This window comes from Binatus sp. (SeqCode), assembly GCF_035272065.1.
Lineage (GTDB): Bacteria > Desulfobacterota > Binatia > Binatales > Binataceae > Binatus.
Map to the genome: position 1 here is coordinate 62,215 of NZ_DATEQZ010000036.1, position 14,072 is coordinate 76,286.

At 61.4% G+C, this 14,072-nt stretch carries 13 protein-coding genes; 8 read left to right on the forward strand and 5 right to left on the reverse strand.

Annotated features, from left to right (window positions below):
• Positions 1–2: 2 nt before the first annotated feature.
• Positions 3–641 carry a helix-turn-helix transcriptional regulator gene (locus VJX68_RS06155; protein WP_324094787.1) on the reverse strand — a complete coding sequence of 213 codons (639 nt, stop codon included), beginning with the start codon at positions 639–641 and terminating at the stop codon, positions 3–5.
• Between the two features lie 104 nt (positions 642–745).
• Between VJX68_RS06155 and VJX68_RS06160 the strand changes: the two genes are divergently transcribed.
• Positions 746–2,506 (forward strand): Rieske (2Fe-2S) protein, encoded by a 1,761-nt coding sequence (locus VJX68_RS06160; protein ID WP_324094788.1) that lies wholly within the window; start codon positions 746–748, stop codon positions 2,504–2,506.
• 14 nt (positions 2,507–2,520) lie between these two features.
• A complete protein-coding gene (locus VJX68_RS06165; protein ID WP_324094789.1) occupies positions 2,521–3,579 on the forward strand; it encodes a questin oxidase family protein in 1,059 nt (352 codons plus the stop codon).
• Here the strand turns inward: VJX68_RS06165 and VJX68_RS06170 are convergent.
• The 3 genes from VJX68_RS06170 to VJX68_RS06180 form a co-directional block, all read right to left on the reverse strand.
• Complete coding sequence (locus tag VJX68_RS06170) at positions 3,572–4,252, reverse strand: class I SAM-dependent methyltransferase (RefSeq protein WP_324094790.1); 681 nt, start codon at positions 4,250–4,252, stop codon at positions 3,572–3,574. The genes VJX68_RS06165 and VJX68_RS06170 overlap by 8 nt on opposite strands.
• A gap of 73 nt (positions 4,253–4,325) precedes the next feature.
• Positions 4,326–4,577, reverse strand: a complete 252-nt coding sequence (locus tag VJX68_RS06175; protein WP_324094791.1) for a hypothetical protein — start codon at positions 4,575–4,577, stop codon at positions 4,326–4,328.
• A gap of 179 nt (positions 4,578–4,756) precedes the next feature.
• Entirely contained in the window at positions 4,757–6,448 is a 1,692-nt protein-coding gene (locus VJX68_RS06180; RefSeq protein ID WP_324094792.1) for an N-acyl-D-amino-acid deacylase family protein, read from the reverse strand.
• Between the two features lie 140 nt (positions 6,449–6,588).
• On the opposite strand from VJX68_RS06180, the gene VJX68_RS06185 reads away from it, so the two are divergent.
• The 6 genes from VJX68_RS06185 to VJX68_RS06210 all read left to right on the forward strand — a co-directional run bounded on the left by VJX68_RS06185 (position 6,589) and on the right by VJX68_RS06210 (position 13,662).
• Positions 6,589–7,686: an amidohydrolase family protein gene (locus tag VJX68_RS06185; RefSeq protein WP_324094793.1), complete on the forward strand. Its 1,098-nt coding sequence runs from the start codon at positions 6,589–6,591 to the stop codon at positions 7,684–7,686.
• A 496-nt stretch (positions 7,687–8,182) separates the two neighbouring features.
• Positions 8,183–8,620 (forward strand): hypothetical protein, encoded by a 438-nt coding sequence (locus VJX68_RS06190; RefSeq protein WP_324094794.1) that lies wholly within the window; start codon positions 8,183–8,185, stop codon positions 8,618–8,620.
• A gap of 15 nt (positions 8,621–8,635) precedes the next feature.
• The gene (locus VJX68_RS06195) at positions 8,636–8,875 is read left to right on the forward strand and encodes a hypothetical protein (protein ID WP_324094795.1); all 240 of its coding nucleotides are present in this window, start codon (positions 8,636–8,638) and stop codon (positions 8,873–8,875) included.
• Positions 8,876–9,004: 129 nt separating this feature from the next.
• Positions 9,005–9,235 carry a carboxymuconolactone decarboxylase family protein gene (locus VJX68_RS06200; RefSeq protein ID WP_324094796.1) on the forward strand — a complete coding sequence of 77 codons (231 nt, stop codon included), beginning with the start codon at positions 9,005–9,007 and terminating at the stop codon, positions 9,233–9,235.
• 141 nt (positions 9,236–9,376) lie between these two features.
• Positions 9,377–10,501 carry an efflux RND transporter periplasmic adaptor subunit gene (locus VJX68_RS06205; protein ID WP_324094797.1) on the forward strand — a complete coding sequence of 375 codons (1,125 nt, stop codon included), beginning with the start codon at positions 9,377–9,379 and terminating at the stop codon, positions 10,499–10,501.
• Positions 10,498–13,662, forward strand: a complete 3,165-nt coding sequence (locus tag VJX68_RS06210; RefSeq protein ID WP_324094798.1) for an efflux RND transporter permease subunit — start codon at positions 10,498–10,500, stop codon at positions 13,660–13,662. The genes VJX68_RS06205 and VJX68_RS06210 overlap by 4 nt, the downstream gene beginning before the upstream one ends.
• Before the next feature lie 121 nt (positions 13,663–13,783).
• On the opposite strand, the gene VJX68_RS06215 is transcribed toward VJX68_RS06210, so the two are convergent.
• On the reverse strand, positions 13,784–13,957 hold the full coding sequence (locus VJX68_RS06215; protein ID WP_324094799.1) for a hypothetical protein: 174 nt from the start codon (positions 13,955–13,957) through the stop codon (positions 13,784–13,786).
• Positions 13,958–14,072 lie beyond the last annotated feature (115 nt).

Below are 14,072 nucleotides of genomic sequence, written 5' to 3' on the forward strand. Positions count from 1 at the left end.
CCCTAGTCCGCCGCGGTGATTCGGTACGCGCAGCGCCGCGCGCCCGCCAGGATGTGATCAGTACGCTCGACCCGCGCCTTGTCGCCAAGCACCGCGCGGAACAGCGATAGCTCTTCGCGGCATAAACCCTGGCACGTCGATGCGGCCGCGCAGATCGGACAATGATTCTCCGCCAAGAGCATCGAGCCGTCGGGCATCCGCGAACATTCGGCCATGTATCCCTGCTCGCGCCGAATCTCGGCCAATGCCAGCGCGCGCTTTGCGATCGAAATCCCCGCCGGGCGAAGCCGCGTGCGATATTCCTCGATCTGGCGGCGCGTTCTCTCGCGCAGCAGCTTGTCCATCCCGGACTCGCCGAACGTCGCGCGCCCGGCGCCAATGATCTCGACCGTCAGGTCGCTGTGGGTGTCGGGAAAGCGATCGGCCGCGGCGCTCGTCAATCTCCACACTCGCGCCGGCCGTCCCACCTTGCGCCGTTCATCGGTGAATTCGACGAGGCCTTCCACCTTGAGTCGATAGAGATGCTGGCGCACAGCCATCGCGGTGACGCCGAGGCGTCGCGCGACCTGCGCCGCGGTCTGCGGCCCTCGAGTCTTGAGCTGGAAGAGGACGCCCTCTTCGGCGCGCGCATCATGCTTCATGAAATGAGATGCTACCCGCCGTGAATTATTAGTCAATGTATCGCTTGACTTAGTATATAAAGCGAGTACTTTACTAATCATCGACCGCGAGGAGGAACGCATCGATGAACACGCGCACTGCTGAATCGCCGAATCGCGCCTTCGTCCGCGCCGCATCGCTCGCCGGCCTGCCCGACGGCGCCCGCATTACCGTCAACCTCGACGGCCACGTGATCGCGTTGTTCCACACACCCGAGGGAATTTTCGCAGTGGACAATCGATGCCCCCACATGGGCTTCCCCCTCGATCGAGGCACCGTGAAGGATTGCATCCTCACCTGTCACTGGCATCACGCGCGCTTCGACCTGCACAGCGGCGGCGCATTCGATCCGTGGGCCGACGACGTGCGCGCATTCGCCGTCAGGGTCGAAGGCGACGACATCTTGATCGATCTCGCCCCGCGTGGCGACGCGAGCCGGCATCGCGTCGAGCGCCTGCGCGACGGCATCGAGCGCAATATCTCACTCGTCATCGGCAAGTCGGTGATCGCGAAACTCGACGAGACCGGCGATGCGCGCGAGCCGTTTCGCATCGGACTCGAATTCGGAACGCATTACCGGCGCGACGGTTGGGGCGCCGGCCTGACCACTCTAACTTGCATGATGAACCTGCTGCCGCAGCTGCGCCGCGAGGATCGCGCGCGTGCGATGTTCCACGGGCTGTGCTCGGTAGCCAACGATTCCTACGGCCATCCACCGCGCTTCGAGATGCGTCCGCTGCCGGGTGGCGGTGCGAGTCTCGCGGAGATCAAGCGATGGCTGCGCAGATTCGTCGAAGTTCGCGACACGGAGGGCGCCGAGCGATGCATCGTCTCGGCGGTTCGCATGGGAGCCGCGCCGCGCGAAATCGGCGACATGATGTTCGCCGCGGCGACCGACCATCGCTATCTCGACGGCGGTCACACGCTCGATTTCACCAGCAAGGCGTTCGAGGCGCTCGATCACGCAGGCTGGGACCTCGCCGAGCCCGTGCTCGCCAGCCTCGCGCGCGGCTGCGCGACCGGTGATCGAATGGAAGAATCCAACTCGTGGCGCAACCCGATCGACCTCGTCGCAATTCTGGAAAACGCGTTCGAGACGATCTCCGAAGCGCTCGCGGTCGGCCGGCAGATCAACCGCTCCTGGAGCGGTCGCGACGCCCTGGTACCGGTGATCCTCGGCGACGATCCTCAGGCTATCGTCGACACGATGCTCGCTGCCCTGCGTGAAGGATGCGCGCCCGCGGATCTTGCCGGCGCCGTTGCGTATGCCGCGTCGCTTCGGATTGCGCGCTTCCCCACCAGCAACGAATTTGGCGATTGGGATACCGCCCATCACAGCTTTACGTTTGCCAACGCCGTGCATCAGTCGGTGCGCCGAGTCGGCTCGCCGGAATTGGTGCGTGGAATCTTCGACGCCGCGATGACCGTCTATCTCGATCGATTTCTCAACGTGCCGGCCGTGAAGCTTCCCGAACTGAGCGGTAACGGAAAGAGTGCCTCTGATCGACTGGCCGAGTTGCCGGCCCTGCTCGATCGGCAACAGCAAGTGAACCAGGCGGCGGCTTTGGTCGCTGAATATCTGGCTGCCGGCGGCAATCCCGACGCGTTGCTCGCGACGCTCGGCAACGCGCTGTTGCGCGAGGATCGCGACTTCCACACGATCCAGGGTGTCGAGGCCGCCTTTCGGCAGTACCCGCTGCTGAAAGGATCGCCGGCAGCCGCACACGTACTGATTGCGACAACGCGCTACCTCGCTGCCCACGCTCCAACCGTTCGCGCGCAGGCGCAGACCTATCAGATAGCGTTGCGCTTGAATCGCGGCAAACACGTCTTTGACGAAAATTGACGCTAGGTGAAACGATGAATCCCGCCGACTACGCAGCCCTCGATGAAACGCTCGAAATCATGGCGCCGATGGGTCCTGACCTGAGCAACGGCTTCTCCAATCACGCGCCGATGGCGATCGAAGCGATGTGTGCGATGCGGCGCGCCGACGCCGTGATGCCGTGGTTCGAGCATTACCGACACTCGCTCGCGCCGCGTCGTGCTCGAGTCGCGCGGCTGACTGGTGACAACTGGCGCGCTGCGCTCGGCGACCTCCGCCGCACCGAGGATTGGTTCGAGTTCTTTCGCAACGAGCTCGAGGCGCACCCATGGCAATCCGTGCTCGATATTTGGGCCGCGCGGCTCGCGCCCGGCCTAATGGCGGCCGCGACGCACGGAGTCATTCGCACCGGGCATGCAGTTCGCGCGCTCGCTCTCGAAGACACTCCCGCGCGCCGCCGCGAACTGGCCGACGGTCTCGCCTATTGGGCCGCCGACTACTTGCCGCTTCCCGCAAACCGCCACACGCCGGTTCGTGCGAAGCCATCAGAGGCGATCGCTCGCGTGCCGATGATTCCACTCGAGACTCGCCGCAGCAACTTTGGCGCGTTCACCGACGCGCTTGCGCAGCTCGATTCCTTCCCGCCGTTCAGCGAGACACTCGACGCCGTCGATCCGAATGGCGACACGTCCGCCTTCATGTCCGACCTCGCTGGCACGTTTGCGCGCGTCTTTCTCGCCAACGCTCGCAACACTTACACGACCATCGCGTTCGTCCACGCCGTGACTGGCCCATCGGCTTTGCGCCCACTCCTCCCGTACCTGCGCGAGGCGACCACGCATGCCGCGCTCGCATACGCGTGGCAAACGGCGGCCGCGATGCACGCAACTTTTGGAACGACGACAGACCTGTCGCGCTTCGGCGAGATCACGATCGGAAACAAGGATGATCTAGTCGACCGTGCGATCGCGTGTGGCGACGAGCACGCGATCAAATTCACCGAGGTTTGTTTGCGCGAACACGCGCTCGATCCGGACCCGGCATTTCTCGCGGCCGCGGGGCACGCAATTCGCATGCTGAGCGCTACTACTTGAGACCGCAGTACACGGCGAAGATCAGGTTCTTGTAGGCGCAATCGATGTCGCGGAACCCTGCCTCGCGCAGCCATTCGAGTTGATCCTCGAGCGTCGCCGCGCGATCGAACTTCATCCGCTCGAGCGCCGCCGCCAGGTCGCGATCGTCCACCCCCAATTCGCGCACCCGCGTGACCCATCGCTCGTGATGGAACCGGTGCCGCTCCGGCGTCGAACAACGAAACTGCTCGGCGTTGACGAATACTCCACCGTCGTTGAGCGCGCCGTGGATTCGATTGAACAGCGAGCGCTTCTGGTCGTCGCTCAGGTGATGTATCGACAGCGCAGATATCACCACGTCGTATTTTTCCTGGATCGGATCAACGCCGTAGTCGGAGACCTCGAAGCGAAAGCGCTCGCCTGCCAGCTCGAAACGCGCACGCGCGCGCTCGAGCATCTCGTTCGAGATGTCCACCATCGTGATTCGCGCATTGGGGAAACTATACGCGATGAACGCGGCCATCAGCCCCGTGCCGGCGCCGAGATCGAGAACCTTGAGCTCGCTCTCGCGCGGAAACCGGATTAGATCGATCGCCGCCCGGTAGAAGTCGTCGAAGCCCGGCACCAGGCGACGCCGCGTGCGGTCGTAATCCTCCGCCGCAAGATCGAACGCGTGCTGTACTGAATTCGCCATCTGAAGATTGTGCGGACGCGACGGTCGTGAATCAACCGCACGCTTGAGACGGCTACCTAACCCGGCCGTCCCGCTATTTACCGAGTTTCGTCATTCCTTTCTTTCTGCGCTCGGCCCACCGTTTCTTCATGAGTTCCGACAGGCGCTTCCTGCCTTCCTTGGAGATACCGCCGCGCCGCTTTCGCTTCGTGGTAGCCGCCTTGCGACCGGGCTTGCGGCCTCGCTTGGCACCGGTAGCCGCTCCCGCTCCCACTAACGCGGTGATCGCGCGCACCAGCCGGTCTCTTTCCTTCTTCAAGTCAGCGACGATTTTGTCGATCTCCAAGTAACTGCTCCTTTAGGTTCCCGATAGGTCCCCAATGCTTCGTTAACGGCAGTTGTAGCGACGGTTTCAACAATTATAATTGCTGGAGTTACTAGGAATTGCAAATCTAAGAGCTAGGATGCGCGAGGCTCCGGATAGGACTCGGCCCACTGCCTGCGAACCTTATCCTAAGACTCGCGCTATGCTGTGGCGTGGCCGTGTCGGAGTAGCTTGCCCGGCAATGAGCCGTCGGCCGCGACTTGATCCTTGTTCTCGCGCCGGATGACAGTGCCGTTCACTATTACCGCGTCGATACCCTCCGCGTCGGCGACCAGGCGATCCTGGTTTGCCGGCAGGTCGTATACGCGGCGAAGTTTACTTGCGCCTACCCTATCTGGATCGAAAATCGTGACGTCGCCCGCGAGTCCCGGAAGCAGTCGTCCTCGGTCCGTGATGCCGAATACTTCGGCCGGGCGCGCGCTCAGCATCCAGATGGCGCGTTCCATCGGGATTGCCCGTTTCTCACGCACCCAACGCCCGAGCATGTAGGTCGAAAAGCACGCGTCGCATAGCTGGCTCGCATGTGCGCCCGCGTCGGAGAGGCCCAGCACCGTGTGCCGTCCAGCCAGCAACTCGGCGACTTCATCTTCGACGTTGTTGAGGATCGACATGCGAAAGCGCGCTTCGAGATTCGACGCCAGCGCGAGATCGAGCGCCAAGTCGATCGGATCGACGCCGCGCTCGCGCGCCACTTCATTCAGGTTGCGCTCTTCGAGCGATGGATCACTTGGCGAGAACGAGATCACGGTGCGATCCCATCGGTTGGCGAACGCACCGCGCGAGCCCTCACCCGCCTTGGATTTGAACGCGCGGCGGAATTCCAGGTCGGCGTAGATTTTCTTCTTGCCTTCGAAGTCCGCCGCTGACACCGGCGCGAACACGCTCATGCTCTCGAAAATAAACGGCGCCTTGAACTGGAATTCGAAGTTCAAAGGACGACAGGTGACCTGCGGTATGATGCTGAGTCCCTCGTCGCACAGCTTCTGCGACGCCGCGAGCGGCCCGCGATGTCCGCCGGGACCGTTCATTCCTGCGAGCAGGGCTGTGTAGGTAATCGGGCGGTGAATCTCGCGCGCGATTTCCGCAAACTCGCGCAGGAACAACTCGCGTCCGATCGTCGCCTGCATGATTCCGTGGCCCGCCTCACCCATCGCCGACGCGAGCGTTCTGATCTCGTCGAAATCCGACATACGGCTGGGGACAGGCTTGCCGCTGTAGCCAACGTGAGTCGGCGACTTCGAGGTCGCGAATCCGATCGCGCCGGCGTCCATCGCACGGCGCACGAGAACCTTCATCGCCGCGACTTCGTCCGCACTCGCGGACCGCTCGGTCGCTTCCTCGCCCATCACGTAGAGTCTTATCGGAGTGTGTCCCACCAGCGCGCCGAGGTTGATCGCGGTGCCGCGCCGCTCTATCGTGTCCATGTAATCTTCGAAGCTCTCGAACGGCCATTCATAGCCGAGCCCGGTTTCGAGCGCCTTCAGGCTCATCCCCTCGACGTTCTCGAGCGTCCGCATGATCAGCCCGCGATGCTCGGGGCGCGTAGGCGCCACGCCGAATCCACAGTTGCCCATGACAACGGTTGTCACGCCGTGCCACGGCGAGATCGTCATCATCCGATCCCACATGACCTGCGCATCGTAATGGGTGTGAATATCGACGAAGCCCGGCGCGACCACCTTTCCCTTCGCCTCGAGGGTCGCGGCAGCCTTGCCCTTCGCCTCGCCGACGGCCGCGATCTTGCCGTCCTTGATCGCAACGTCGCCGACACGCCCGGGCGCGCCGGTACCGTCGTAAATCGTGCCACCTGTGATCTTGAGATCGTAATCCATCGGCGTGTTCCTCGATTCGCTATCTATATCGCGCGCGCTTCCTCGTGGTCCAGACCGATCGGTATGGAACCGCGGCGTTGTAAAGGCGACAACGCTTTAGTAATAGAAATTCCAGCGCAACGGCCAATCGAGGGCATACGATGCAGAAGCCAATCATCTCAGCCGACTCTCATATAACCGAGCCGCCCAATACCTACATCGATCGAATCGATCGCAAGTATAAAGATACGGCTCCGCACATGGTTCACGACGAGAAGCTCGGCGATGTGTTCATCGTCAAGGACTTCCCGCGTCCCATCAACGTCGCTCTCGCCGCCGCAGCAGGCAAGGACGCAAGCGAGCTGAGGACGATAGGCGCGAAGTTCGAAGAGATGCATCGGGGCGGATGGGATCCCAACGCGCGCATGGCCGACCAGGATCGCGACGGCGTCGCCGCCGAAGTCATCTACCCAACCGTCGGCATGGTGCTCTGCAACCATCGCGACTTCGACTACAAGAAGGCCTGCTTCGACGCCTACAACCTGTGGATAGGCGAGTACTGCGCCGCGCATCCCGACAGGTTGATAGGATGCGGGCAGACTGCAATGCGTTCCGTTGAGGAAGGAATCTCTGATCTCCGCAAGATGAAAGAACTCGGGCTCAAGGGCGTCATGATGCCCGGCAACCCCGCGCTCGAGGACTACGACAGTCCTATCTATGCGCCGTTCTATGAGGCCGCGATCGATCTCCAGATGCCGCTGAGCTTCCACATCCTGACCAGCACCAGCGACAACTTCCAGACGCGCGGGCCCAAGCTGAACAGCTTCCTGTCGATCATCCGCGGATGCCAGGACATCATCGGCACTTTCGTTCTCGGCGGGGTATTCGAGCGCCATCCGAAGTTGAAAGTAGTATGCGTCGAGGCCGACGCCGGATGGGTGCCGCACTATATGTACCGGATGGATCATGCATACAACCGGCATCGCTACTGGCTACCGGCCGGCACGCTCAGCAAGATGCCAAGTGAGTATTTCCGCGAGAACGTTTACACTACCTTCCAGGACGACTACGTAGCATTCCAGGTCCGGCATCTTTGCAACATCCATCGCCTGATGTGGGCGAGCGACTTCCCGCATAGCGACTCGACCTGGCCATGGTCGCAGGACGTTTTGAAGAAGCAAACCGAGGGCATGACTGCGGACGAGAAGAACCTGGTCCTGCACGACAACGTCGCGGAACTCTATCATCTGAGCATCTAGCGGCTCGCAGGCGACGTGTTCTCCTCGGAACAATCGGTCGAGCTTTATACATCCTGTTGTGGTGTCGAACGGAGCCGTACACCGTCGGTAGTTTCGTTCCGTCAAATTTTGTCTTCTGCCGGAAGTTGGTCTCGTACGAATTCGAGCAAGAGCTGTGAGTATTCGTCCTGCCGGTGTTCATACCCTGTTAGGTAGCACGACAAACCCGTGCCGGTAAGGCTGAACAGTTCATCCCCAAGTTTCGCCTGAAAACGAAATGGATGCAGCGACTCAAAACCGGAACCGGCTTCGCTGACGCGAAGCTGTCCGAGATCCTTCCGCTTCGCTCGCGTTGCTCACTTCGGTCAGGATTACAGATTGCAGTTGCTAGCTTCGCTAAGGAGGACAGAGACAGCGATCACTGCCACTAGCTTCGATCAGAATGACAAAGTTGGGCCCGGCGACTCGTGGCCTCGCTATCGGCGGCGATGTAAATCTAGTCGCGGGAAGGTGCAGCATGAAATCCAAAACGCCCGGTTGGATCGTTCCGATTCTCTGGATTCTGGCCGTGCTACACGTCGGCAACGGAATCGAGATGTTCTTCTTTCCTTCCGCGTGGTTCTTCAAGCTGGTGCCGGGCGTGCCAGAGACGGGCGCGTACAATATGCATCTCGTGATGGACGGCGGGACATTTTTCCTCGCTGTCGGGGTGGGACTGGTCGCGGCTGCGCTGAATCCGCGCCGCAACGCGATCGCCGTTGCCGTTGCCGCGGTCGCAGGCTTAATGCATTCCGCCCTGCACCTATACTCACACGCCGCGGGGCTGCTCTCGACTGAGTATCTTGTGACTGAGGTATTGGGTATCTACATTCCTGCGATCTTGCTAATCGCAATTACTGCTATCCTCTATAGTCAGTCGGATGAGACTCGCGCGGCCGCCGAGCGAGCCGCGTAGCCGGAGTTTATTTCAATGCGTATCGACGGACTCGAAGAAAATCAGATGAGCTGGATGCTGAAGCCGCTGACCTGGATGATGAAGCGGCGGGTCGGCAAGGTGCTCACTCCATACAAGGCGTGGGCGTATCGGCCCGGCATCACGTTCATGATGTCGATGTTCCAGCAGTCGATCGAAAGCTCGAAAGTCACACCGTCGGCGCTGAAGCGCATGGTGTGTTTGCGCGCGGCGCAGATGATCGGCTGCGTTTTCTGAATAGACATCAATGCTGCCGGTGGCAGCGCGGCCGGACTGAGCGAAGAGAAGCTCGCCGCACTCGCGGACTACCTGGAGAATCCGCTGTTCACGCCGGCCGAGCGCGCCGCGCTGCGCTACACCGAGGAGATGACGCTGGCCTCGGTCGACGTTCCCGACGAGGTCTTCGACGAACTCAAACGCCATTTCAACACCGAACAAATTGTCGATCTGACCGCGACCATTGCGCTCGAGAATATGCGCGCGCGATTCAATCGCGCGCTTCAGATCGAGAGCGACAGCTTCTGCCGACTGCCGGCGCACCATCCCGCCCTGACGTCGGAGGCGTCGCGCGGCCCTGGGTCATCCCAACGGAACTGACCGGGAGCGCGATTTCAGTTCTCATTACTGATTTTCTCGGCTCGCGCGAGCCTGATAATATCCTCGACTCTAGTGTGGCAGCCCATGACTCTATCCCGGCGGCGCGTTTATCCAGCTCGGGAGTTGAAAGGCAATCTCACGTTGAAGCGATGGTCCGCGATAGCTCTCGTTCCGGCGCTCGCACTGATTGCGATGGCAGGATGCTCGCACGGTCCGGCCGACACTTTCGGTGAGCGTGAAGCGGTGCCGATTCTCGCGGCCAAGGTCGTGCAGAAGACGGTAGCCGATACGATTCGCGCCATAGGCCGCGTCGAGGCTTTTTCGACCGTCGATGTCAAGGCGCAAATTAACGGCCAGGTCATGCAGGTACACTTCCGCCAGGGACAGGACGTCAAGCAAGGCGACCTGCTGTTCACGATCGATCCGCGCCCATTCGAAGCCGCGCTCCAACAGGCCCAGGCCAATCTCGCCAAGGATCGCGCACAGTACCGCGAGGCCGCGACCGATGAGCAGCGCTACTCGGTTCTGCTCAAGCAGAATGTCGGCTCGCGCCAGCAATACGATCAAGCCGAGGCGACAGCCGCCGCGCTGTCGGCCTCGATGCAAGCTGACGAAGCGGCCGTGCAAACCGCTCGTTTGAATCTCGAGTACTGCAAAATTCGCGCGCCGATCGATGGCCGCACGGGCGACCTGCTCGTGCATGCCGGCAATCTCGTGAAGCCCGACGCCGACACCGCGATGGTGGTCATCAACCAGGTGCATCCCGTGTACGTCGACTTCGCGATTCCCGAGCAGAAGCTGCCCGCTGTGCGCGAGTTCATGGCGCAGCGCAAACTGGCAGTCCAGGTCTCGCTGCCCGAGCAGCAGGGGGTCGAGTCCGGCGAACTTACGTTCGTCGACAACAGCGTTGATTCGAAGACCGGCACGATAAATCTCAAGGGACAGTTCGACAACGCCAACGGGCGCCTGTGGCCGGGCGAGTACGTCAACGCGACTCTGATCCTCCACGATCACCCGGGCGCGATCCTGGTGCCGTCACAGGCGGTCCAGACCGGCCAGCAGGGCTCGTTCGTTTTCGTCGTGCAGCCGGAAATGAAAGTCGAGCTCAGGCCGATCGTCATCGGCGAAACGATCGACAACGAGACTGTCGTCAACAGCGGACTCAAGGCGGGCGAAACGGTCGTGACCGACGGGCAGCTCCGGCTGATTCCCGGCGCGACAGTCACCATCAAGAGCGGCTTGACCGGCAACGGCGCGGCGTCATGAACATCGCCGAAGCATTTATCCGCCGCCCCGTCATGACGACGCTGAGCTCGCTCGCGATCGTGCTGTTCGGGCTGATGGCGTATCGCTATCTGCCGGTGAACAACCTGCCCAACGTCGATTTTCCGACTATCGTCGTCAGCGCAACGCTGCCGGGCGCCAGTCCCGAGACTATGGCGTCGTCGGTCGCGACCCCGCTCGAAAAACAGTTTTCGACGATCGCCGGCCTCGACTCGATGACCTCGACCAACATCCAGGGCTCGACCAACATCACGCTGCAGTTCAACTTGACGCGCAACATCGACGCCGGCGCGCAGGACGTGCAGGCGGCGATCGCCGCGACGCAAGCGCAATTGCCCCAGGGGATGCCGAGTCCACCGTCCTACAAGAAGGTTAATCCAGCAGATCAGCCGATCCTCTACCTCGGGCTCGGCTCGAGCACGATGCCGATTTCGCAGGTCGATCAGTACGCCGAGAGCTACCTCGCCGAGCGCATCTCGATGGTCTCAGGCGTCGCGCAGGTGCAGGTTTACGGATCGCAAAAATACGCCGTGCGCATCCAGCTCGATCCGAAGGCGCTCGCCACGCGCGGCATCGGCATCGACGAAGTCTCGGGCGCCATTCAGAATGCGAACGTCGATCTGCCGACCGGCACGCTCTACGGCTCACATCAGGCGTTCACCGTCGACACCAAGGGTCAGCTTACTAACGCCGCCGCGTACCGATCTCTGATTGTCGCCTATCAAAACGGTTCGCCCGTGCGGCTCGACGATGTCGGCCGCGCGCTCGACAGCGTGCAGAACAACAAGACCGCGGGATGGGCCAACGGCGAGCCGTCCGTGGTGCTCGCGATCCAGCGTCAGCCCGGCACCAACACGGTCCAGGTCGTGGACAACGTGATGCGGCTCATTCCGGCCTTCCAGGCGGAAGTCCCAGCGGCGTTGCATATCAACACGCTCGGCAACTACGCCGAAACTATTCGCGCCTCGATCAACGACGTGCAATTCACGCTGCTGCTGACCATCTTCCTGGTCGTGATGGTGATCTTCCTGTTCCTGCGCAACGTGTCGGCGACAATCATCCCGAGCCTCGCGCTGCCCATGTCGATCATCGGCACTTTCGCCGTCATGTGGATGCTCAGCTACTCGCTCGACAATCTCTCGCTGATGGCGATTACGCTCGGCGTCGGCTTCGTCGTCGACGACGCTATCGTCATGCTCGAGAATATCGTGCGCCACATGGAGATGGGCAAGGACGTGATGACCGCGTCGCTGGACGGCGCCAAAGAAATCGGCTTCACGATTTTGTCGATGACCTTCTCGCTCGCCGCCGTGTTCATCCCGGTGCTGTTCATGGGCGGCATTCTCGGACGCCTGCTGCATGAGTTCGCCGTTACGATTGGCGCCGCCATCCTGGTGTCGGGATTTGTGTCGCTGACATTGACGCCGATGCTGTGTTCGCGCTTTTTGCGCCCGCCGGGCAGCGAGCGCCACGGCAAGTTTTACGCGGTCACCGAACGCTACTTCGATCGCATGCTCGACGGCTACCAGCGCAGCCTGACGTGGGTGATGCGTCATCGCCGCGCAACGATGTATTTTTCCGGCGCGCTGCTGCTCGCGACGATCTACATGTTCTATGCGATCCCGAAAGGCTTCCTGCCCTCGGAAGACGCCGACCAGTTGATTATCTTCACGCTCGCCGCGCAGGGAATTTCCTACGACTCGATGGTCGAGCATCAGCTCGCCGCCGCCAGCCTCATCAAGGACGATCCAAGCATCGTCAGTTACTTCGTCAGCGTCGGGTCCGGCGGGCCGGGCGGCGCGAGCAATTCGGGAATCATATTTCTGCACCTGAAGCCCGCGTCGCAGCGCAAACTCAGCGTCGATCAGTTGATAACGAAGTGGCGGCCGCTATTGAACAGCGTGCCCGGGCTGCGCGTCTTCCTGCAGAATCCGCCGCCGATCCGGATCGGCGCGCAATTCACGCGCAGCATGTATCAGATGACGCTGCAGAGTCAGAACACCGCGACGCTGTACAAGTACGCGCCGATATTCGAGTCTAAACTGCGCCAGTTGCCCGACCTGCGCGGCGTCAACAGCGACCTGCAAGTAGAAAATCCGCAGGTCACCGTCGATATCGATCGCGACAAGGCGCACTCGCTCGGCATCTCCGCCAATGCGATCGAAGACGCACTCTACGACGCCTACGGCTCGCGCCAAATCTCGACCATCTACGCGCCCAACGACGAATATTGGGTGATCATGGAGGTCGAGCCGGAGTACCAGGCAGAGCCCAGCACGCTGTCACTGCTCTACGTGCGATCGTCCAGCGGCGCGCTGGTGCCGCTCGACACGCTGGTCAAGTTCACGCGATCGCTCGGCCCGTTGCAGGTTAACCATTCCGGGCAATTCCCCTCGGCGACGATTTCGTTCGACGTCGCCGCGGGCGTTTCGCTCGGCAAGGCGCTCGCCGAGGTCAATAAAATTGCCGCGTCGACTCTGCCGGACAGCATCACGACCAACTTCCAGGGCACCGCGCAGGCTTTCGAGTCGTCGCTCTCCGGACTCGGGGTGCTGCTCGTGATGACGATCCTCGTCATCTACCTGGTGCTCGGCGTGCTCTATGAAAGCTTCATCCATCCGATCACGATTCTCTCCGGCCTGCCCTCCGCGGGTTTCGGCGCGCTGATGACGCTGTGGCTGTTCGGCATGGAACTCGACTTGTTCGCATTCGTCGGCGTAATCATGCTGGTAGGCCTCGTCAAGAAAAACGCTATCATGATGATCGACTTTGCGCTCGACGCGCAGCGCACCGAAGGCAAGTCGCCCGCCGACGCAATCTTCGAAGGCTGCATCATCCGCTTCCGCCCCATCATGATGACCACGATGGCGGCGCTAATGGGAACTTTGCCAATCGCGATAGGGCTAGGCGCCGGCGGCTCGTCGCGGCGTCCGCTAGGTGTGGCAGTGGTAGGAGGACTGTTCTTCTCGCAGTTCCTGACCCTCTACATAACTCCAGTGTTCTACACTTACATGGAAGCCTTTTTGGAACGCTACAACGCGTGGCGCGAAGGCCGAGAGATCGCGCCTGCCATCCAGCCTGCAACCAAACAAATCGCGACCGCGGAAACTGCCGAACCGGCGGACGGTCGCCTCGCGTCTTAGGGTAGGTAAACGTGGCCGCATGATCAGCGGTGGTTCTGTTTTCCAGATCCTCACGAATAAACGGGTTTCGGAAGTCCGGCGAAAAAATTTCCGAAAGCCCTTCAATCCGAAAGCGAAGCTTTTACCGATAGCGCATATTGATGCGCAATCCAGGCGATGAAATTTGGCTGGCACCTTTGATGCCCTGTATTGATTTAATGAAGGTAAAAAGAACATTGGCTGGAGCAGGCGGTTCGATCATCTTGGCGGCCATGCTGGCAGGATGCGGCACACCGCGAGAAAACGGAACGCTCATCGGTACGGGAGTCGGGGCAGCAGGAGGTGCGGTTGTCGGATCTGCCGTCGGGCATCCGTTAGCCCGGGGCAGTGGTCGGCGGCGTTGCTGGTGGCGCGACCGGTATGCGATAGGC